A 20,164-nucleotide genomic window follows, 5' to 3' on the forward strand; every position below is an offset into this window, starting at 1 on the left:
GGCAACCAGCATTGGCGCGGGGTGGAGCAGCCCGGTAGCTCGTCAGGCTCATAACCTGAAGGCCGCAGGTTCAAATCCTGCCCCCGCAACCAAACCCAAATATACCAAACCGCCTCAGGACATCCTGAGGCGGTTTTTTTATGCCTGTTTTCCGTTGCTTATCGCCGAGTCGCGCGATTTCAGAAGGCCTCTCTGGACCCCACTGAACGCCAGGACGTCGATTTGCTTTTGGGGGTATTTTCTGGGGTAATCGCCGCAACCCCAGCGGAGTACCCCCAGATGGCGCTCAAGGAACTCGAAGTCCGCTACGCGACCAAGCGGCAGAAGGATTACAAGCTTGCCGACGGCGAGGGCCTGTACCTCCTCGTCCGGCCGAACGGCTCGAAGCTCTGGCGGATGAAGTACCGGTTCGACGGCAAGGAGAAACTCCTCTCCTTCGGCCGCTATCCCGATCTCAGCCTGGCAGAGGCGCGGCTTCGCCGCGCGGAGGCGAGGGTGGCGCTCGGGCAGGGCAGGGACCCCGGCGCCAGCAACAAATCGCCCGCCGGCAAGACGTTTGAGCAGGCGGCGCGCGCCTGGCACGAGAACCGCGAGGGCAATCTCGACGAAGGCCATGCCAGGCGGTTGATGACGCGGCTCGAGCGCGATGCCTTTCCGGTGATTGGCGATCGGCCACTGCGGTCTATCACCAGCGCCGACGTGCTGGCCATGGTACGGACCGTGGAGGCGCGCGGCTCGCTCGACGTCAGCCGGCGGATCAAGCAGCATGTCAGCCAGATCTATCGCTTCGCCATTCCGCAGGGCTGGGCCGATCAAGATCCGTCGGCCTATCTCTCCGACCTGTTGAAGCCGAAACCGCGGGTGCGGCACATGGCACGGGTGGGGCTGCAGGAGCTGCCGGCACTGGTGCAGGCGATCGATAGCTACGATGGCGAGGAGAACCCCCGGCGGCGTGCCGTCACCCGAGCGGCGTTGCTGTTCACGCTGCTGACCTGGGCACGTACCAACGAGACGCGGCTTGCGCGGTGGGACGAATTCGAGGGGCTCGACGGGTCGGAGCCGCTTTGGCGCGTGCCAGCGGAGCGTATGAAGATGGGGCGCGAGCACATCGTGCCGCTTTCGCGCCAGATCGTGGTGCTGCTCGAAGACGTTCGTACCTACTCAACTGGCGCGTATGTCTTCGGAGGGGACAAGATCGGCCAGCCTATCTCCCAGAATACCATGATCTATGGTTGCTATCGCATGGGCTATCGCGGTCGGCAGACCGTCCACGGCTTCCGAGGTCTGGCCTCCACGTGGGCGAATGAAGCCGAGTGCTATAGAGCGGACTGGATCGAGATGGCGCTCGCCCATTCCGACCGTGACGACGTCCGCAGCGCGTACAACAGCGCGCTGTACCTCTCGCCTCGAAGGCGCATGCTGCAGGAATGGGCGGATCATATCCACGAGTTCCTGCTCCCGAAGCAGCACATCAATGAGGCAGCCGTTCAGAGAGTTGCATAAATTCCCTCGGACGGCACGCGGCTGCTGCGCGCCCACTTCCCGCCGTGCGGAAACCGTAGCGCGCTTCCCGAAAGCAGACATCCTTTCAGCGCACCCCGCGATCGGCCTTGGACTACCGCTACTTGGTGTGAGCGGGTCATGGGGAAAGGGGAGGGAAGTAGGCATCTGCGTAATAGAGGATCGACGGCTTTCCTCACTATGAGGTCCACCGCCGTTATCCCCTCCTGTATATCAACCTATGGAGGAACCAAGTCAGCGACTCTAGTCGCTGCGCTCGAGGAGCTGGTTGATGCTCGCGGCGAGCGTTCCCAGTTTGTACGGCTTGCGGAGAATGGGAAACTCCCGCTCGTCGCGGGGGATGAACTGCTTGCTGCTATAGCCGCTCGCGAGCAGCACTGGAACGTGGCTGTGCGAGCGCTTTACCTCGGCGGCAAGTTCCAGGCCGCTCATGACGGGCATGACGATGTCGGAAAAGACCAGATCGACCTCGTGTTCCTGAAGGAGGGCGAGGGCCTCGCGACCGTTCTCAGCGTCCAGAACACAACAACCTAGGTCATCAAGTAGCTGGTGCGCGAAATAGCGGACGTGTTCGCTATCCTCGACCAGCAATACCCGAAGACCGTCGGGAAGCTTCATTTGCGCCTCAGGTGCCGCTTCACGAGCGTGCTCTTTCAAGGTGCGCGGGATCCAGAGCTCCACCCTCGTGCCTTGGCCGACTTCGGACGTGATCCTTGCGGACCCTCCTGATTGAACGGCGTAGCCGTGGATCTGGGACAACCCCAGACCGGTGCCTTTTCCGGTCGCCTTTGTCGTGAAAAAGGGTTCGAAAACTCGCTTCAATGTCTCAGGTGCGATTCCTTCCCCTGTGTCCTGGATCGCCAGCAGGACGCCGTCTCCTTCGTCCCGAGTGCTGTTGCGTGTTGAGATCGTGATTTGGCCGCCGGACGGCATAGCATCGCGGGCGTTGAGAACGGCATTTAGCAGCGCTGCTTCGAGACCGGCGGGGTCGACCTCCACCGTCCAAAGGCCCGGCGCGAGGTCAAGCGTCAGCTCATAAACGCTGCCTAACGTCCGCTGGAGCATCTCGCCCATTGCATCCAAGCGCACGCTTAGATCGATCACCTCGGGTTCGAGAGGTTGACGGCGGGCGAAGGCCAGTAACTGCGACGTGAGGCTTGTTGCTCGCTCGGCGGTCTCGAGCATCACGTTCAGATATCGGATGCGCTTCTCGCTCGGCAGGTCGGGCTGCTTAAGCAGGAAGTCCGCGGATCCGCGCATCACCGTCATCAGATTGTTGAAGTCGTGAGCGATTCCGCCGGCGAGTTCCCCCAGCGCCTGTAGCTTCTGTGATTGCAAGAGCGCCTCCTGCGTGCGGCGAAGCTCCAGCTCGCCCTCCTTCTTCTCGGTCACGTCCCGCGTTATCTTGGCAAATCCGACATGCTCGCCGGCTTCGTTGTGAATTGGGTCTATCAGCACATGTGCCCAGAACAACGAGCCGTCCTTGCGTACCCGCTGCGCCTCTGCCTCGAATTTGCCTTGCTCCAAGGCAGTTTTAAGCGCGATGTCTGGTGCACCGCGCGCGCGGTCCGCTTCGGTGTAGAAGCGGGAGAAATGCTGCCCTAGAATTTCAGCTTCGCTGTAGCCTTTGATCGCCTGTGCGCCCGAGTTCCAGCTCGTGATCTTGCCCTGCTTGTCGAGCATGTAAATCGCATAGTCGCGAACGCCCTGGACGAGCATCTGCAGCTGCAAGGCGCTTTCAAAGGTCGCCTGCTCGAGCCGACGCTTGTCCGTGATGTCCCGCGTGATCTTGGCGAAGCCGAGGAGCGTACCATCCTCACCTCGGATCGCGTCCAGGACGGCATTTGCCCAGAAGCTGCTACCATCCTTGCGGATGCGCCACCCCTCCGCTTCGAAGCGACCGTCGCGCGCGGCGGCCTGAAGTGCGAGCGATGGCAACCCCGCCGCCTGATCCTCGACCGAGAAGAAGCGCGAGAAATGCTCGCCGATAATCTCATCGGCGGCATAGCCCTTGAAGCGAGCCGCGCCGCTGTTCCAGGTGACGATACGGCCGTTCGGATCCAACATGTAGAGGGCGTAGTCGGTAATCGCATCGACCAGCAGCTGAAAGGTCTCTGCAGGCGCGTGCGGCTTAGCGTCATCAGATCCCAAGACTCAAATCCCTGTGCTAACCCCCCCAGGTTGGCCAATATGTACCAAAGTGCATACTGCGCCGGGACGTGTGCGCAACATGAATCATGGTTCCGCAAGGTTGGAGCAACCGCGAAGGCTTAGAACCCGGCCTGGATGGCGAGCCGTATTGCCTCCCCGGCTGTGGAGACTCCCAATCGCCGAACGAGCGCACCACGGTGCATTTTGATCGTCCGTTCCTTCAAGCCCAGCGCTTCTCCGATCTGTCGGTTCCGCATGCCCTTCGCCATTAGTTTCAGGACCGCCTGCTGCTGCGGGGTCAGACGAGCAATGCGCTCCGCCTCCGATTCGAGCGCAGTGCCATTTCCCCGTTCCCCGACTGCCATCTGGGTGCCCATGAAATAAGCCAGATCGCCACTGTCGTCGAAGATGGGGGCCACCATCACAGCGTTGACGAAGCTGCTCCCGTCCTTCCGATAGTTCAGCAGCTCCACCACCAGAGGCGTGGCTGCGGCAATTCCGCGGGCGAGGGCAGCTGAGCGGGAGGGCTCGGTCGCCGGGCCCGCCAAAATCCGACAGTTGCAACCGATTAGCTCAGCTTCCGCATAACCTGTCAGCTCCTCGAAAGCCCGATTTGCCGCGATGATGGGATTGTCGTCTGCACGGGGGTCGGTGAGAACTGATGCAATCGGCGAAAGCCGAATGGAACGGATCAACGATTTTTTCATTTCAACGCAACTCACGAGCTCCCATGCGGCGTCTCCGCCTGTTTGATTTCGGCCGTTCTATAACCGAGCAACTGCGGTACGTCCCGTCATGCCGATCCGTAAGAAAGTGGGTGCCCTTAATACGCGGGCGGCCATGGAGGCACGAGAACGAAGCTGCCGCGCGTCCACTTCCCGCAGTTCAGGAAACTCAGCACACTCGCCAGTAGCGGTCATGAGCGAACAGCGCCCAATCGGCGCTGCCCACGGCTGTAACCGGGTGTCTTGTAATCAGCGACGCAACCTTCGGCAGGATGACCATTCATGCATTCTCGGCCGCGCTCGGCGTCGAGCTAACTGCACCGCCCTCCTTGCTGTAGGCTGCGTGCTCTACGGCGCTGAACGCAACATCACAGCTAAACCCGTCGGTCTCCTCGACCCGGAAGCTCAAAAGGTCCGGCACGATCCTGGCTGCCTTGATGCCGCGATCCCGCCCCCTGAGGCGGATCAGGACCGTATAGCCATCTTCCAGTGCTGTGATGGCCTTCGTGATGATCTCACGGCCCGCCGTCGTTTCTTCACCGGACATGATGTCTCCCGTGGCTTTCAAATGCTTGCCCGCGCTATTAAACGCCCGTCTGGCATTACGGCTCCTGACGCGAAGGCGGCCAGCCTGCTGGAGCTGGTCTGCCCTTGTGTGAAGGGGACGATTATCGCCCAATTCCCGCCGTGCGGAAACCGTAGCGCGCTTCCCGAAAGCAGACATCCTGTCAGCGCGCCCCGCGATCGGCCTTGGACTGCCGCTATTCGATGTGAGCGGGTCATGGGGAAAGGAGAGGGAGGTAGGCATCCCGAAGGTGAGGGCGGGCTCTGGGGTGAGCGATGGCCTCATGCTTCCAAAAGGGGCGATCCGACGCCCATAAGCTGCCGTGAGCCGCCGTTCAGATTTGCGAATAGCTCGTTGGCCTCAAGATCTGATTCTCTATCCCGGTCGTGATCTCAGGATCCGTGAGGCCTGGGGTGCCGATAAGCTGCCGCCATGCGGGATCCGCGCCAAACGCGCCCCAATTTCTGTCGCGGGTCTCAACATTTGGGAAATTCAGAAGGTAGGTCAAGCTCGGCAGGCGGGCTCCGGTAAGATCCTGCGCGAAGAACACCGGCGTAAGGCCGTGACGCCGGAACAGCTCTATCTCCCCTCCAGTGTCGAACATCCCGATCTTAGTCGCGCCTGCTTTGTCGCTATGGCTGAAATACGTCCGCAGCTCGAATATACGGTCTTTGTCCTTTCTGGTGTCGGGAACTTGGACACGAGGAAAGTGCGGAAAGGCCTGCATCAACTTGACATCAAGAGCAGCGTACGACGGAGCTTCCGGATTGGCGTCGGTAAACTGCTTGGCCGCCATCGCATAGCTCGGGTCAGCGGCCAATTGACTAGGCAAAGAGGCGAAGTGAACAATCGTGGGATGGGTCACTAGAACGTGAACGCTGGGGCTCCCGGGTCCGATCACCACGGTGAAAACCCCGACCGGTCCGCAACCTGCACGGCGCGCAGCCGGAATGAAGGCATCTTGAAGGTAAGCGTCCAGCCGCTCCTTCATCGAGCCGTGAACCAGGCGATAGGTCCGAAGCTCGTAAACGTCGGAGCCCCCTGCCGCGGCGAGTGCCTGCGCCCGCCCGTCTCCTTCAGCCAGAGCAACGGCGGTCGCGGTAGCGCCTGCGAGCAGCGAGCGTCGGTTGATCGGTTGCACCGTGATTTCTCCGCAGGTTACACAAACATACCAAGCCGTTCTCACGAGCGCCGTCAATGCGCCCACTTCCGGACGTTCCAAAGCCTAAGCGCATTCCCCCAAAGCGGACGCGAAAGGATACCGCTCGAACATTGCTGCGCCAGCGGGGTTGGAAGATGGGGCAGGCGCAGGAGGAAGCGTAAGCCGATCCCGCGCCAGGGCAGCCGCAGACAGATCTACGCTGCCATCTTCCACGGAAAAGGGTGGTGATATCGCGCCCGAAAACCGAAAGCCGCGCACCACCTGTAGCGGGATTCGGCAGAACGACAACGCGCCGGGTTATGCCCTTCGGGTCATCCATGCCGAACCGCATAGGCAGCCGAGGCCTCGACGCTGCTGTGCCACTCTTGCTCAGAACCAGAGGGATAGTTGTGGCGGGAGTGATCGCCGGTCGTACCCGGGATGCATGAATGAAAGCGGCGAGCTCGGCTCCTCGAACGCCCTCACTGATGCGTCAGGTGACCGGTACGTGCTGACATCGGCTGATATCTATGCCCTCGATGCCGCTACTGGTATGGAATATGCGGCGCAGACTCTTCGCCGCGGCATAACGAAGGTGGCGGAACTAGCTTGCGCCGAGTTGGTTGCTGGATGTTATGGACAGCATGCGCGCTTCGTTCGAAGAGCTATTGATCCAGCGGTTCACACAGGTCGCTGAGCTGTCAGCATCTGAGCTTTTGGCGCTTCAGCGAGCACCTCGATCATCATTTTCACTTCTGAACGGGAAGTCTCTCGCTGGCGTCGTAGGTTCAACTCAGTCACGCTTCCTGGTCCTCAACGGCTGGCTCGCGAGAACGCATTGTCTGCGCGACGGTCGCCTACAGATAATCGGCTTTTACGTGCCCGGTGACCTTGTGAGTGCTCAAACACGACTTGCATCATCAATAGAGACTAGCGTCGTGGCGATTGGCCAAACGATCTTGTGCGTTGCGCCTGAAGGAGGCGCCCTCGTCGGAGCTTATGACGCGATAGCTGAGCAGGACCAACTGAATGTCTATCGTCAGGTTGTACGCGTCGGTCGAATGAGTGCGGCCGAACGCGTGCAAGACTGGATGATCGAGATGTACGATCGTCTCTCGCAGGTCGGTCTAGCGCAGGCAAACACGTTCAAGCCCCCGATCAAGCAGGAAACTCTTGCCGATGCACTCGGACTGACACCAGTTCATGTGAATCGCACCTTGAGAGCGTTGCGCGAGGCCGGCGTTATGACGTGGCGCTCGGGCACCGTGCGGCTTGCCCCGGCCAAAGCGTCTAACCAGGTGCTGAGTGTCGGTCACATCCCGTCGCAGCCTCCGCAATCAGACGGGAGCAACGGAGTGGGCCCGAGGTAGAGCTCCCACAAGCTGGTATATCGTTGCTGTCGCATTTAGCTTAGGGTTGAGCCTGGCTGCAACCGTTCGCTAGGCGAGAGATGCTTCCCAGTATCGGCCGCTGGCTTGTCTTCCATTGTGTAGCTTTGATCAGTTTTCGGATGCCGAGGGAGACATGCAGACCATCTCGGCGGGGAAGCAGCGTTCAACTTCTGAGGGGATTTCTTTGCGAGGACCTTCGCTGTAGCCAAAAATTATTGATGCTTGTTGCTTTTCAAATCGTTCAACATCGCCGCGCCATGGTCAGATAATCTGTAGTGCCCGGGCCTTTCTCTCAGGAACCAGCCGTAAACATTCCGCAGCAGCAGTTGACCGGCATCTTCCGCAAGGTGCTTCAGGTCGCGCGGTCGGGCTACGCCACCACCGATGGCCTCCGCGCAGGCGATCGCCCGTTGCCGGTAGGCCGTCATGAGTGGCCGGCGTGTGGAGCCTCCTTCGGCAGGATCGCCTCGGCGGTTCGCGTGCTCTTGAAGGATCCGAGCGCGCCGCGCCAAATCAACCCTGGGTCTATAGGAAGAGGGCTCAACAAGGATGGAAACGGTGCTCAGCTTCAGATCGACGGCGAGAAGGCCAAGGCCGAGCAAGCGACACAATCTAAGAACGCGGCTATCGCGATCACGTCCTTTTCGGCTCGAGATTACCGCGAGGTAGATCAGGTCCGCGCAGCGCAAACGATCGACTGCTTGCAGTACGAGTTCAAGGGTGAAGGAGAGCTTCAGTTCAGCGATGATGAGCAAAGGCGGCTCGTCGCCCCGAACGGCGACCACATCACATCCGCAGACCTCGCCCTTCACGTCAAAGCCTTGGCTTTGAAGGAATGCTTTCACCGGTCGGTACAAGGCTGTCTCGGCAATCCGAGGGTTCTGGGCGAGCTCGCTCACGGCGCAAGGGTCCTTAGTCCACATTGCGATTTGGCGGCACCGCCTCCGTTTTGCTCCGCTTCCCGCACGGATACCGCAAGAGAAGAGCGCACGGGGCCGACAATTACCTCCAGCAGACCGCCCGTGCTTACCGCCTGGAGGCGTGCCGCGATCGACCCTAGGACCGTATCGTAGGTGGTCACCACATAGTTACCGTTCTGCAGACCTGGGACGGCCAGCTTTAGTGGCCGTGCATCCTGCCGTGGCTCAACCATACCTTCTGTAGAAAGGCTGTCGGTACGGATGGTCCAAATCAGGGCCTGGTGCTCGTCGCCGCATCCGACCAGAGCAAGACCAGAGTCGTCGCAGCGGAGCTCGTTCGATAGGTTGCGACGGCGGAAGCGGGGCCAATCGATGAGTGGCAGAAATTCAGCCAGCCCCCGCTGCGCGGCTCGCATTCCCTCTGTTAGCACATGTGGGTGCCGGTTCGGCCAACGCATGCCTCCACCTGCACCCCCGCTTGCCAGATGTGCCCATTGGATATGGCGGAAGTACTCGTCGTCGAAGTCAACAGGTAAAGTGCGCTTCTTGTCCTTGAAGCTGTGAATTGGGCCATGCTCAGAATCGAACACTGGTCGACCGCCCGCCTCCTCGACTGCGATACACATCAGGCGCGCCACGGCGAGGGCAGGTTGGACCGTATCTCGAGGCAAGTCGATCGTGCCGCTCTCGTAAAGATGCGTGTTGGCGAAATCGAGTGCCGGGTGCCGGAAGATCGCCTCTGACAGGCTTGGATGGTTGATGAGCTCGGGACCGAAGACGGACACCGTCTGAAGGTTGGCGTAGCCGTGCCGGTCCTTTTCATACCCGCGCAACCAGGTCGCCACGTCTTCGATGAAAGGGGCGGCGGACGCTGGATCACCACCGCCATGCGCAGGATGAATTTCGTTCCAGATGTCCCAAGCGAACAGGGCGGGGCTGTTGCCCCAGCGAGCGCTTGCGAATGCGAGTCGGTGCTTGATCGCCGCGCGCATCTCCGGAGAGATCAGCCATTCGCTCTGTCTGGCACACATGCCGCCGTTCGCGCGGTTATAGGGATGATGTCGCCAGCGGATCCACATGAAGAACGTGTCATAGGGCGTCAGCAAGACGCGCAGGCCAACCTTTTCGAGCAGTCGAAACAGGTCGTCCCAAAACTGCACCATGTTGGGCACGAAGCGGCCCACGGGTCGCTCCAGGTACCGATGCTCGCCATGGCAATATTCCAGCATCAGCCGAATGACGGTGACACCATGCTCCTTTAACCACAGGAGGTGACGCTCGACGGAGGCGGGATCCCGGCGCCGGAACAACGGGGCAAGCTCGGGCCAGGTAATCGCATCATTGTGTCCGATAGGCGTCCAGGCAGCTCCATCCTCCTCGATGAAATAGGGTAGCTCACGCTGAGCACGAACATGGGAGAGCGGGCTATGAACCACATTTGAAATCGGAAGCACGCCATTGCGCTTACCCAGAGCGCGGGACCTTGGCCATCTCCAGCGCCGCGCATCTTGCTGATTTTGTTGAGGGGCCTTGCGGCTCGGCCGAGATAGTCAAGAGGCGGGCATATGGCCACAACGCTTGCGGTGCCTGCCACTCAGAAGCTTCGCATTGCAGAAACGCGGTTATAGCCCAAGCCGCCTCGACGGCAGCCAAGACGCTCGAGACCTGGCGGCAACCGGCCCGCAGGTGAGGGCGGGGCTCTGGGGTGAGCCATGGCCTCATGCTTCCAAAAGGGGCGATTCGGGGTCCGTAAGCTGCCGTGAGCCGCCGTTCAGATTTGCGAATAGCTCGTTGGCCTCAAGATCTGATTTTCTATCCCGGTCGTGATCTCAGGATCCGTGAGGCCTGGGGTGCCGACAAGCTGCCGCCATGCAGGATCCGCGCCAAACGCGCCCCAATTTCTGTCGCGGGTCTCAACATTTGGGAAAGTCAGAAGGTAAGTCAAGCTCGGCAGGCGGGCTCCGGTAAGATCCTGCGCGAAGAACACCGGCGTAAGGCCGTGACGCCGGAACAGTTCTATCTCCCCTCCAGTGTCGAACATCCCGATTTTAGTCATGCCTGCTTCGTCGCTATGGCTGAAATACGTCCTCAGCTCGAATATACGGCCTTTGTCCTTTTTGATATCGGGAACTTGGGCACGAGGAAAGTGCGGGAAGGCTTGCATCAATTTGACATCAAGAGCAGCGTACGACGGAGCTTCCGGATTGGCGTCGGTAAACTGCTTGGCCGCCATCGCATAGCTCGGGTCAGCGGCCAATTGACTAGGCAAAGAGGCGAAGTGAACAATCGTGGGATGGGTCACTAGAACGTGAACGCTGGGGCTCCCGGGTCCGATCACCACGGTGAAAACCCCGACCGGTCCGCAACCTGCACGGCGCGCAGCCGGAATGAAGGCATCTTGAAGGTAAGCGTCCAGCCGCTCCTTCATCGAGCCGTGAACCAGGCGATAGGTCCGAAGCTCGTAAACGTCGGAGCCCCCTGCCGCGGCGAGTGCCTGCGCCCGCCCGTCTCCTTCAGCCAGAGCAACGGCGGTCGCGGTAGCGCCTGCGAGCAGCGAGCGTCGGTTGATCGGTTGCACCGTGATTTCTCCGCAGGTTACACAAACATACCAAGCCGTTCTCACGAGCGCCGTCAATGCGCCCATTTTTAGACGTTCATCACAGCGATTGATCACCCCAGAAGCGGCCGCAAACGACCAACGTTCAGATCCGCGCTGCAGGGTGCTGCAAGTGGGGCTTAGCGGCCATTCCGAATTTCCGTGCTCAACAACGGGTTTTGCGAAGAGCCGACATTCAACGTTCGCCCGATCACGCGCTACCCAGACGGATGCACTCCGCGAGGATGTCCTGTGCCTCTGCGAGCGGTTTGACCTGGCGCAGGAACGTCTGCCTTGAAGGTCTCCTCCAGTGGCCGCTTCGGGATGACGATCATGTGCTTGGCGCTGCAATGGTACGGCTCCCGTCGGCGACGGCCAAGCCTTTGCCTGCGCCGAAGTAGGTAGCCCGGCAGTGGACCGAAGGCGCATCGACAATGAACAACGCCTGCGAGGCTTCTTAGTTTTGACAGGATGCGTGCCGACGAAGCATGCATTGCGCGTGCCTGAATCAGGCGAAGATCTCCGTCAGTAGGGCCGAAAGATGGAGGGGACTATATCGTCATTGCGAGCATTTGTGGGGCACTGCGCCACGTTTTCCTCGGCTCCTCTTTCGAACTTGTGCGTTCCATTGCCGAGAGGAAACCCCATGACCGATCGTTCTGGCACGCCTGCAGCTACTCCGTTCAACGATCTGGAGGGCTATTCCGGGCAGGATTACAACAGGGACAAAGAAGCGGAGCTCGCCCGTCTCGATCCCGGTGGCCGCGTTCATTCCGACGGCGAGAGCCTGCTCCCCGCCGATCTGGGCGATCGCGACATCGGGCCGGAGAACGGTCGCAGGGCATCGTTCGACGCGGCAACTGGCGCGCTCCATGGTTCCGGTTCGCGCGAAGGCGAGGAGTTCGATGAAGGTCCGAAGGGCGGCTCCGGGTACAAGAAGACCGGCGCAGACGGCGAGAATCTCGGCCACGATGTAAAGCCTTGAGGAAGGCTGCAGGGGCAGGCGATCATGCTTAGAGGGGTAGTTGCCTGAAACAACAACATTCGAGGCAATAAGACCACACATAGATCAATGTGCGGAACAACTCGCCAATGCTGCTGTTGGCTTGCGCAATGGAGGAATGCGCATGCTGGCAATGGACTATCGCGGACCCTATCGCGTCCGCCTTTCCGAGAAACCGATGCCTCGCATCCAGCATCCGCGTGATGCTGTTGTTAAGGTGACGCGCTCCTGCATCTGCGGATCGGATCTTCATCTGTACCACGGCATGGTGCCGGACACCCGCGTCGGCATGACGTTCGGTCACGAATTCTGTGGCATCGTCGAGGAAGTCGGCGCCGAGGTGCCGAACCTGAAGCCAGGCGATCACGTCCTGGTGCCGTTCAATATCGCCTGCGGCCACTGCCATTTCTGCAAGCAGGGCCTGTTCGGCAACTGCCACGAATCCAATGCGCAGGCCACTGCAGTTGGCGGCATCTTCGGCTACTCGCACACCGCCGGCGGTTATGATGGCGGCCAGGCGGAATATGTCCGCGTGCCCTATGCCGATATCGGCCCGATGATCCTGCCCGACTGGATGGATCCGGACGACGCGGTGCTGCTCACGGATGTAGTCCCGACCGGCTATCAGGCTGCCGAGATGGGCGGCATTCAGAAGGGGGACACGGTGGCGGTCTTCGGCGCCGGGCCGGTTGGGCTGATGGCCGCGCGCGCCGCCTGGCTGTTCGGTGCCGGCCGGGTGATCGTATTCGATCATATCGATTACCGCCTCGAATTCGCCCGCAGCTTCGGCCCGGCGGAGGTCTACAACTTCAAGGAAGTCGACGACGTCGTTGTCTTCCTCAAGAAGACCACCGACGGGCTCGGCGTCGATGTCGCAATCGACGCGGTCGGCGGCGATGCGAAGGGCAATTTTCTGCAGACGCTATTCGGCACCAAGCTGAAATTGGAGGCGGGATCGGCCATTGCGCTCCACTGGGCGATCAATTCGGTGAAGAAGGGCGGCGTGGTGTCCGTTGTCGGCGTCTATGGGCCGACCGGCAACATGGTGCCGATGGGTAATGTCGTAAACAAGGGCATCACGATCCGCGCCAACCAGGCTTCGGTCAAGCGGCTGCTGCCGCGGTTGATCGAGCATATCCGCGCCGGCCATATCAACCCCAAGGCGATGATCACCCACAAGGTGCCGCTGGCCGACGTGGCCGACGCCTATCATCTTTTCGCCGCCAAGCTGGATGGCTGCATCAAGCCGGTGCTGGTGCCCCATGGCTGAGCAGGAGACCCGCATGAACCTCGTTCGCAAGACTGAGAGCCCGGCGCTGTTCGACACCTCGACGATCCCCGGCTGGGGGGTGGATGCCGATCCGCGCAACGACCCCACCTATCCGATGCGCGACCAGACGCAGGATCATGGGCTTACCCGCCAATGGGACCGCCCGCCGATCCAGCGAACCGACGTGGAGATCCTCCAGTCGATCGAGCATGTCCGTCGGCCTGCGGTAGTCGGCACCTCAACCCCGCCGAGCGGGTTGAGCGGCGTGCTGCGCCGCCTCGCCTTCCGCTGGAGCGAATCCAACTGGCTGCACTGGCTGCTGCTGTTGGGTGCCGACCGCATCAACGTGGTCGAGGGCGTGGTCGACGACCTGGCGCATGCCAAGCTGCCGAACATCCCCGGCGAGATGGGCATCCGCGCCGAGCTTGCGCACAACAAGCGGGGTTTCGCCACCAAGGTCGCCGTGGTCGCCGGTCTGACCCTCACCGTCGCCTTGCTTGCCCGCCGGGGTTCCGCGCAGCGGATCGAGGATGCAGGCGAGCGCTGACGCGGTGGAAGTGTGGCAGTACTGGCCATCCTGAGATTGGGCGGGGCCGAACGCCCCCGCCCAGTCGCGCGGTCGGGGCGACACCAAGCTGCACTATCCCAAGTTACTGTTATCGCTGGGAACGGGCAACGGTCGCGATCCGTTCGCGACCGTCAGACTCCCCGGGAGAGATCATGGGCTCGCTATCCGTTCTACGCGCATTCTTCGCCATTCTGTCGCTCTGCCTCCTGGCCGCTTCCGCCTATCTGCTCTGGAGCTGGTATGACGGCGAATGGGTGCGCGATGCAGAGGGCGTGCTCCGCCGCGTTCGCGAGGATTGGCGCCTCTGGACCGGGGGCAGCTTGCTCGCCTGGTCTTTCCTGGGCCGGTCGGTGGTGCTGTTGCTCGTGGCGCGCGGGGACACGGACCCCATGCGCCTGGAACGCGGAAACGGCACCTTTGTCGATAGCCCGACCGGTGCCCGGCTGTACGTTGAGATCCACGGGTCGGACGATCTCCCGCCGCTGATCCTCACCCATGGCTGGTCGCTCGACAGCCGCATCTGGCATTATGCCAAGCGGGACTTGGGGCGCCATTTTCAGCTGATCGTTTGGGACCTGCCCGGTTTGGGCCAGTCGAAACGCGCCCGCGCCAAGGTCGACATGCGCGGCTTTGCGCAGGACCTCGCCGCCGTGCTTCAGCTTGCCGGCGGACGCCCCGCAGTGCTCGCGGGGCACAGCATCGGCGGGATGATCATTCAGACGCTGGTCCGGGACCAGCCTGAATTGTCCGGCAGCGACGTGCGCGGCGTTGTCCTTCTCAACACCACCTACACCAATCCGCTCAAGACCATGATCCTGAGCGGCCTGGCGCAGGCACTGCGCTGGCCGGTGATCGAGCCGCTGATGCGCCTGACCATCCTACTGCAACCGCTGGCCTGGCTCGCCGCATGGCAGAGCTACCTCAGCGGCACCTCGCACCTCTCGACGCGGCTCGGCTTCGGCCGGTCGGTCACGCGAACCCAGCTGGACTGCACCGCGCGCCTGATGACGATGCAGAATCCCGCGGTGACCGCGCACGGCGATCTGGCGATGTTCCGATGGAGCGCCGAAGAGGCCCTGCGCGCGTGCCCGGTTCCGATCCTGGTGCTTGGCGGCAGCAAGGATATCGTTACGAAGGCCGAAGCCTCCGAACACATCGCCCATATCGCACCACGCGGCCAACTGCAGATCATGGAGGGCGCCAATCACATGGGACCGATCGCGCAGGCTGCGGCCTATCACACCGCGATCATCGACTTCGCACAGGCGGTGCATTTTCGTGGGCCAACGCCGCTCTGAGGGTGCCTGCCGTCTCGAAATGCGCGAACTTGCTAAATCAGATCAATTAGCCGCAACGCCATGGAATGTTTAGCATTTCATTCTCATGCCCAGCTATCATTTCTGCTTCCGAACGCCCAACAATATCGCGCATCTGAGCGAGCAGCGCGACCTGCCGGATCTGCGTCAGGCGCTCATCGCGGCGCATCAGGTCGGGCGCGTGCTGCTGCACAAGCATGTCCGCCGCGCCCCCTGTGCCCTGCACGGCAGCCTGGACATCGAGGATGAGGACCGCCAACCCGTGGCCCGCATCCTGCTCGCCGATCTCGCCCGGCAAATCTCGTAAATCCGATGTGCGGCCTGCCACAGCCGGTGCCGGAACCGGCGCCCGTCGCCATGCCGAAAGACGTGCCCTATCCGGGCACCATCATCCTCGATGTCGACGCGCGCGATGTCGAGCGACGGATCTTCCGGGTGCGCGAGACGATCCCCGTCGCGCAGGCGGGCGAACTGACCTTGCTCTTCCCACAATGGCTGCCCGGCTATCACGCGCCTCAGGCGCCGATCGAACTGTTCGCCGGACTGGTCTTGGAAGCGGGCGGTCAGGATCTGCGGTGGAGGCGCCATCCGGTAAACGTGCATGCCTTCCTTGTCGACGTGCCGGAAGGGGTCGACGCCATCGAGGCGCGCTTCCAGTTCCTGTCGCCGACCGATCCGGCGCAAGGGCGTGTCGTGGTCGGCCCCGATTTGCTGATGCTGCAGTGGAACACTGTGCTGCTTTACCCGGCGGGCCATTTTTCGCGCCGAATACAAGTGGCACCTTCGCTGCTGCTGCCGCACGGCTGGCAACATGGCTGCGCAATGGAAGTGGTTGCAGGTTGCGACGACGACTGCGTCGGCTTCCCGCCCGTAAGCCTGGACGTGCTGGTGGATTCGCCCGTGATCGCCGGGCGGCATTTCCGCCGTGTCGCACTTGACGATCAGGCGCGGGTCCACCTGGCGATGGTCGCCGACGCGCCAGACCAGCTCGACGCCACGAAGGAGCAAATCGCTCCCCACCGCGCGCTGATCGAGGAAGCGGACCGGCTGTTCGGTACCCGGCCCTTCGATCGCTACGAGGTGCTGTTCGCGCTGAGCGAAACGATCGACAGCATCGGCGTCGAGCATCACCGATCGTGCGAGGCCGCGACACTGCCGGGCTATTTCACGGACTGGGACGAAAGCTTCTCGCGCCGCGACACGATCCCGCACGAGTTCGTCCATAGCTGGAACGGCAAACACCGGCGCGGCGCCGATTCGTGGACGCCCAGCTTTTATCGGCCGATCGGCAACAGCCTGATGTGGGTCTATGAGGGGCAGACGCAATATTGGGATCGGGTGCTGTGCGCACGCTCCGGCTTATGGGCGGCTGAACATGCGCTCGGCGCGCTGGCGCTCACCGCCGCTACCCACGAAGTGCGCGCCGGCAGCCGCTGGCGCCCGATGAGCGACACCACCCGCGACCCTATTATCGCCGCGCGTGCGCCGCTGCCCTGGCCCAGCTGGCAGCGCAGCGAGGATTATTATTCCGAAGGCGCGCTCGTCTGGCTGGACGTCGACACGCGGATCCGGGAGCTGAGCGGCGAGACGCGCTCGCTTGACGATTTCGCCCGCGCTTTCTTCGGCGCCGACCAGCCAGGCGATTGGAGCACGCGCACCTATGTGTTCGAAGACGTCGTGGCTGCGCTGGAGCAGCTCGCACCGTTCGACTGGGGCGGCTTCTTCGCCGCTCGCATCGGAGGCAAACACGAAGGCGCGCCGCTGGCGGGGATTGACCGTGGCGGGTACCGGCTCGTCTACCGTGACGAGCCCAGCGCCTATTGGGCTAATGCCGAGAAGGTTGCGGGCAATCTCAACCTCACCTTCTCGCTAGGGCTGACGGTAGCGGCCGACGGTGCCGTGGGTGAAGTGCTGTGGGAAGGGCCCGCTTTCGCGATGGGGCTCACGGCAGGCTCGACGCTGCTCGCAGTGCAGGGGGAGCCTTTTTCGCTCGAGGTGCTGCGCGAGGCGGTAGGTGCGTGCCGTGGCCCGCTGGAGGTGCAGCTGCGCACCGGCAAGCGCGAGCGGTCCGTCGTTATCGCGAACTGCTCCGGGCACCGCTACCCGCATCTGGAACCGGTGGAGGGAGCAACCCGCCGAATGGACGACATCTTGCGGCCCCGGCGCGCTACCGCGTAATCGCTGCCGCGAGCGTCAATCCCGCCGCACAGGCGGTAGAGCGTCGCCGACAGCGCATGAATTGAATATGGCTTGTGCACCAGCGGAATGCCGTGCGTACCCTCGGCGGCGAGCACATTGCTATAGCCGCTCGGCGCTCTGCCCGCGGCACCTGCCCGATCAAGCCGCCCCCGGCTGCGATCATACGAGATGGATTTCGCTTTCCTCGCGAACCGCACTAAACGAGCGAGCCAGAAACTGACCTCCAAGATGAGGATAGTTCCGACCACCACGTTGAACGCATCGACGTGCCCCACCTTATCCAAATCCTGATGCTTTTGGCTTTGGCACCGCGCCGATGCTCCCAGGCACAGAATGACCATTCCCGTGAATGGCCGCAACTAGGGCGGAAGCCGTCTGCATGTCAGCCTCTGGCGATGCTACGCGAGGAGGAACGAGCGTGCGCGGCCCGCATTTATCAGGAATGAACTCAGCTACCTCCCGCTGGCCATCTCGGCTTTGGCTAGTCAGGCACGGACAGAGTGCTGGTAACGTCGCGCGAGACGCGGCCCATAGCGCCGGCGCGGAGCGGATTGCGCTCGATCAGCGAGACGTAGACGTAGAGCTGTCTGCGCTAGGTGAGCGACAGTCGCGCGCTTTGGGGCGGTGGTTCTCGGAAGGAGGTGGGCACGGCGGCCCGCATGCGATCCTCTGCAGCCCGTACGCCCGCGCGCACGCGACTGCGACGCTATTCCGAGACGCGGGCGGCGCTGCGGTTGAGACAAAGCTCTGCATCGATGAGAGGCTGCGCGAAAAGGAGTTCGGCATTCTCGACGGGCTCACAACCGCGGGGATCGCGACGCTGGTTCCCGAACAAGCCGAGTTTCGGCGGCTGCTCGGCAAATTCTATCACCGACCGCCGGGGGGCGAGAGCTGGTGTGATGTTATCTTACGCTTACGGTCATTGCTCGATACCGTTTCACTGCACTATGCCGGAAAGCAGGTTATGATCGTCGGGCACCAGGTCGTGGTGCTCTGCATGCGCTATATTATCGAAGGACTCAGCGAGGCTGAGATCCTGGCAATCGATAAGGAGGGAGATGTCGCCAACTGTTCGGTCACCGAATATGTTTGTGACGACAACGGTCTTGAGTTGGTCCGCTACAACGTCACCGCGCCGATGGAGGAGGGTGCGGGCACGACTGTAACGGCAGCACCCGATGCTATGGTGGGCGCCCGCGGATGACCCCGCTCGATCGCGCTTGGCTTGCTGCCAACCCGCTGCCGCCTTGCGAGACAGCCACAGACAAGAACGCGCGCGGCCGGGTATTGATTGCGGGTGGATCCGAGCGGGTGCCCGGCGCACTTCGGCTGACAGCCGAGGCAGCGCTGCGCGCTGGCGCCGGCAAGGTCCAACTCGCTACGGTGGAACGCGCAGCCCTTGGGCTCGGACTGGCAATGCCTGAAGCTGCGGTCTTCGAGCTGCCGGCGAACCGCGAGGGTGAGCTAGCTGCCGCAGCTGGAAGCCGGCTCGTCGAACTTCTCGGAAGATGCGACACGCTGATCCTCGGCCCCGGCACTGGTAAAGAAGCCGATGCAGGAGCGTTACTCGACGCAGTGCTTGCGGCCAAGGAGCCTCCGCCAACGTTGCTGCTGGACGCGGCGACGCTCGGGGTAGCGGCAGATCGTCACCAGGCGATCAAGGCGCATGTGGGTCGTACGGTGCTAACGCCACATCCAGGCGAGATGGCAGCACTCATGCTCGAAGATCCGGATCGAATTGCCCGTTCTCCTGCCGACGTCGTGAAGGCGGCCGCGCACCAGTTCGGCGCGGTAGTGGCGCTGAAGGGTCCTGACACTCACGTTGCGACTCCGGAGGGGGTGATCCTCCGCTATCCGGGTGGCGGTCCCGGATTGGCGACAGGCGGTTCCGGCGACGTTCTGGCAGGCGTTATTGGCGGGCTGCTAGCGCGCGGCGCGGCGCCCTTTGTTGCTGCGACGTGGGGGGTATGGCTGCACGGTGAAGCGGGGCGTCGGCTGGCTGCGCGGGTCGGGCCGATCGGCTTTCTCAGCCGCGAACTTCCTGGGGAGATCCCTAAGCTGATGGCCGAGGTCTAATTTTTCAAACTTCGCGAGGAAGCGGCCGTATTGCGCCCAATAACCACCGTTGGAAGGCACTGGCGCATGTCTATAAGCGGACATGCCTAAGCCCGCTTCGCAACCTATCCGCACATTGCTACGACGACGCGACCAGAGGCCGGATCCGTGGCGATCGTGACTCGATTTCCGCGCAGATCGTGCGTGACGGGATCCCCGGGTGCGATCTGACGCACAATAGTCGCACCTGTCAGGCGCATGGCCTCTGCGTCGGTCGGCTTTACTTTGCCAACTAACCGACGCGCGGCGGGCGTGTCGCACGATCCCGGAGACAGGGGGGGCGCTACTTGCTTCGTCGAGCAGCCGGCCGTCGCCAGCGACGCAGCGGCAAGAGAATGGGAAACAGCCAATTTTATCGGATTACAGAGCATTGCGCGGTCCTGTGAAATCGAAGTGACCGTAAGCGGCGGCGTGTGAACGTTGTGCTACGAGGTACCATTCCTGTGCCGGTTCGATCGAGAGCGCAAGGCGCACTTTCTGCTCACCGAGCTTGAAGGATAAACACCCGGCTGTCTCCGGCAGATCGGCTGTTCTGGTCGGACGCCAATTAGGATCACGTTCCGTCGGTTCGTTCACTTTCGATCCAGCGCATTTATTGGTACGCGTTCAGTTAGGTTCCCGACGATCACTCCTGTCTCGCCTTAAACCACTTGGGATGGAAATTGAGGCGTGAACGGCCAGAA

At 62.0% G+C, this 20,164-nt stretch carries 18 protein-coding genes and 1 tRNA gene; 11 read left to right on the forward strand and 8 right to left on the reverse strand.

The genetic code is table 11. The features are described from left to right. The first annotated feature begins 15 nt into the window (after positions 1 to 15). Both ABIC65_RS21900 and ABIC65_RS21905 read left to right on the forward strand, forming a co-directional pair. Positions 16 to 92 (forward strand) — tRNA-Met (locus ABIC65_RS21900). A 187-nt stretch (positions 93 to 279) separates the two neighbouring features. Beyond that, positions 280 to 1,503 carry a tyrosine-type recombinase/integrase gene (locus tag ABIC65_RS21905; protein WP_354311627.1) on the forward strand — a complete coding sequence of 408 codons (1,224 nt, stop codon included), beginning with the start codon at positions 280 to 282 and terminating at the stop codon, positions 1,501 to 1,503. Positions 1,504 to 1,764: 261 nt separating this feature from the next. On the opposite strand, the gene ABIC65_RS21910 is transcribed toward ABIC65_RS21905, so the two are convergent. The 4 genes from ABIC65_RS21910 to ABIC65_RS21925 form a co-directional block, all read right to left on the reverse strand. Then, entirely contained in the window at positions 1,765 to 3,672 is a 1,908-nt protein-coding gene (locus tag ABIC65_RS21910) for a hybrid sensor histidine kinase/response regulator (RefSeq protein WP_354311629.1), read from the reverse strand. A gap of 119 nt (positions 3,673 to 3,791) precedes the next feature. Continuing rightward, positions 3,792 to 4,379, reverse strand: a complete 588-nt coding sequence (locus ABIC65_RS21915; protein WP_354311630.1) for a LuxR C-terminal-related transcriptional regulator — start codon at positions 4,377 to 4,379, stop codon at positions 3,792 to 3,794. 298 nt (positions 4,380 to 4,677) lie between these two features. Next, on the reverse strand, positions 4,678 to 4,944 hold the full coding sequence (locus tag ABIC65_RS21920; RefSeq protein WP_354311631.1) for a hypothetical protein: 267 nt from the start codon (positions 4,942 to 4,944) through the stop codon (positions 4,678 to 4,680). Positions 4,945 to 5,296: 352 nt separating this feature from the next. After that, the gene (locus tag ABIC65_RS21925) at positions 5,297 to 6,103 is read right to left on the reverse strand and encodes an NIPSNAP family protein (protein ID WP_354311632.1); all 807 of its coding nucleotides are present in this window, start codon (positions 6,101 to 6,103) and stop codon (positions 5,297 to 5,299) included. Positions 6,104 to 6,738: 635 nt separating this feature from the next. On the opposite strand from ABIC65_RS21925, the gene ABIC65_RS21930 reads away from it, so the two are divergent. Then, positions 6,739 to 7,473: a Crp/Fnr family transcriptional regulator gene (locus ABIC65_RS21930; protein WP_354311633.1), complete on the forward strand. Its 735-nt coding sequence runs from the start codon at positions 6,739 to 6,741 to the stop codon at positions 7,471 to 7,473. 233 nt (positions 7,474 to 7,706) lie between these two features. On the opposite strand, the gene ABIC65_RS21935 is transcribed toward ABIC65_RS21930, so the two are convergent. The 3 genes from ABIC65_RS21935 to ABIC65_RS21945 all read right to left on the reverse strand — a co-directional run bounded on the left by ABIC65_RS21935 (position 7,707) and on the right by ABIC65_RS21945 (position 10,992). After that, complete coding sequence (locus tag ABIC65_RS21935; protein ID WP_354311635.1) at positions 7,707 to 8,393, reverse strand: DUF2161 family putative PD-(D/E)XK-type phosphodiesterase; 687 nt, start codon at positions 8,391 to 8,393, stop codon at positions 7,707 to 7,709. Further along, positions 8,390 to 9,868: a hypothetical protein gene (locus ABIC65_RS21940; protein WP_354311636.1), complete on the reverse strand. Its 1,479-nt coding sequence runs from the start codon at positions 9,866 to 9,868 to the stop codon at positions 8,390 to 8,392. The genes ABIC65_RS21935 and ABIC65_RS21940 overlap by 4 nt, the downstream gene beginning before the upstream one ends. A gap of 317 nt (positions 9,869 to 10,185) precedes the next feature. Beyond that, complete coding sequence (locus tag ABIC65_RS21945) at positions 10,186 to 10,992, reverse strand: NIPSNAP family protein (protein WP_354311637.1); 807 nt, start codon at positions 10,990 to 10,992, stop codon at positions 10,186 to 10,188. Between the two features lie 664 nt (positions 10,993 to 11,656). On the opposite strand from ABIC65_RS21945, the gene ABIC65_RS21950 reads away from it, so the two are divergent. The 8 genes from ABIC65_RS21950 (at position 11,657) to ABIC65_RS21985 (ending at position 19,442) form a co-directional block, all read left to right on the forward strand. Further along, positions 11,657 to 11,995 carry a hypothetical protein gene (locus ABIC65_RS21950; protein ID WP_354311639.1) on the forward strand — a complete coding sequence of 113 codons (339 nt, stop codon included), beginning with the start codon at positions 11,657 to 11,659 and terminating at the stop codon, positions 11,993 to 11,995. A gap of 142 nt (positions 11,996 to 12,137) precedes the next feature. After that, the gene (locus tag ABIC65_RS21955) at positions 12,138 to 13,283 is read left to right on the forward strand and encodes a zinc-dependent alcohol dehydrogenase (protein ID WP_354311640.1); all 1,146 of its coding nucleotides are present in this window, start codon (positions 12,138 to 12,140) and stop codon (positions 13,281 to 13,283) included. A gap of 13 nt (positions 13,284 to 13,296) precedes the next feature. After that, positions 13,297 to 13,830 carry a hypothetical protein gene (locus tag ABIC65_RS21960; protein WP_093298229.1) on the forward strand — a complete coding sequence of 178 codons (534 nt, stop codon included), beginning with the start codon at positions 13,297 to 13,299 and terminating at the stop codon, positions 13,828 to 13,830. Positions 13,831 to 14,003: 173 nt separating this feature from the next. Beyond that, entirely contained in the window at positions 14,004 to 15,149 is a 1,146-nt protein-coding gene (locus tag ABIC65_RS21965) for an alpha/beta fold hydrolase (protein WP_354311641.1), read from the forward strand. Positions 15,150 to 15,234: 85 nt separating this feature from the next. Then, entirely contained in the window at positions 15,235 to 15,474 is a 240-nt protein-coding gene (locus tag ABIC65_RS21970; RefSeq protein WP_354311642.1) for a DUF6894 family protein, read from the forward strand. Positions 15,475 to 15,524: 50 nt separating this feature from the next. Continuing rightward, a complete protein-coding gene (locus ABIC65_RS21975; protein ID WP_354311644.1) occupies positions 15,525 to 17,345 on the forward strand; it encodes a M61 family metallopeptidase in 1,821 nt (606 codons plus the stop codon). A 463-nt stretch (positions 17,346 to 17,808) separates the two neighbouring features. Next, positions 17,809 to 18,570: a histidine phosphatase family protein gene (locus ABIC65_RS21980; RefSeq protein ID WP_354311706.1), complete on the forward strand. Its 762-nt coding sequence runs from the start codon at positions 17,809 to 17,811 to the stop codon at positions 18,568 to 18,570. Further along, a complete protein-coding gene (locus ABIC65_RS21985; RefSeq protein ID WP_354311645.1) occupies positions 18,567 to 19,442 on the forward strand; it encodes an NAD(P)H-hydrate dehydratase in 876 nt (291 codons plus the stop codon). The genes ABIC65_RS21980 and ABIC65_RS21985 overlap by 4 nt, the downstream gene beginning before the upstream one ends. Positions 19,443 to 19,546: 104 nt before the next feature. On the opposite strand, the gene ABIC65_RS21990 is transcribed toward ABIC65_RS21985, so the two are convergent. Then, positions 19,547 to 19,852, reverse strand: coding sequence for an I78 family peptidase inhibitor (locus ABIC65_RS21990; protein ID WP_354311646.1), 306 nt, complete (start codon positions 19,850 to 19,852; stop codon positions 19,547 to 19,549). Between the last annotated feature and the right edge of the window lie 312 nt (positions 19,853 to 20,164).

It is taken from the genome of Sphingomonas trueperi, from assembly GCF_040545665.1.
GTDB classification, from domain to species: domain Bacteria; phylum Pseudomonadota; class Alphaproteobacteria; order Sphingomonadales; family Sphingomonadaceae; genus Sphingomonas; species Sphingomonas trueperi_B.

Bases quoted from the DNA above. Each gene is read 5' to 3' on its own strand.
- ABIC65_RS21905 (WP_354311627.1), top strand. From the start codon at position 280: ATGGCGCTCAAGGAACTCGAAGTCCGCTACGCGACCAAGCGGCAGAAG.
- ABIC65_RS21915 (WP_354311630.1), bottom strand. From the start codon at position 4,379: ATGAAAAAATCGTTGATCCGTTCCATTCGGCTTTCGCCGATTGCATCA.
- ABIC65_RS21920 (WP_354311631.1), bottom strand. From the start codon at position 4,944: ATGTCCGGTGAAGAAACGACGGCGGGCCGTGAGATCATCACGAAGGCC.
- ABIC65_RS21930 (WP_354311633.1), top strand. From the start codon at position 6,739: ATGGACAGCATGCGCGCTTCGTTCGAAGAGCTATTGATCCAGCGGTTC.
- ABIC65_RS21950 (WP_354311639.1), top strand. From the start codon at position 11,657: ATGACCGATCGTTCTGGCACGCCTGCAGCTACTCCGTTCAACGATCTG.
- ABIC65_RS21955 (WP_354311640.1), top strand. From the start codon at position 12,138: ATGCTGGCAATGGACTATCGCGGACCCTATCGCGTCCGCCTTTCCGAG.
- ABIC65_RS21960 (WP_093298229.1), top strand. From the start codon at position 13,297: ATGAACCTCGTTCGCAAGACTGAGAGCCCGGCGCTGTTCGACACCTCG.
- ABIC65_RS21965 (WP_354311641.1), top strand. From the start codon at position 14,004: ATGGGCTCGCTATCCGTTCTACGCGCATTCTTCGCCATTCTGTCGCTC.
- ABIC65_RS21970 (WP_354311642.1), top strand. From the start codon at position 15,235: ATGCCCAGCTATCATTTCTGCTTCCGAACGCCCAACAATATCGCGCAT.
- ABIC65_RS21975 (WP_354311644.1), top strand. From the start codon at position 15,525: ATGCCGAAAGACGTGCCCTATCCGGGCACCATCATCCTCGATGTCGAC.
- ABIC65_RS21980 (WP_354311706.1), top strand. From the start codon at position 17,809: ATGAACTCAGCTACCTCCCGCTGGCCATCTCGGCTTTGGCTAGTCAGG.
- ABIC65_RS21985 (WP_354311645.1), top strand. From the start codon at position 18,567: ATGACCCCGCTCGATCGCGCTTGGCTTGCTGCCAACCCGCTGCCGCCT.
- ABIC65_RS21990 (WP_354311646.1), bottom strand. From the start codon at position 19,852: ATGCTCTGTAATCCGATAAAATTGGCTGTTTCCCATTCTCTTGCCGCT.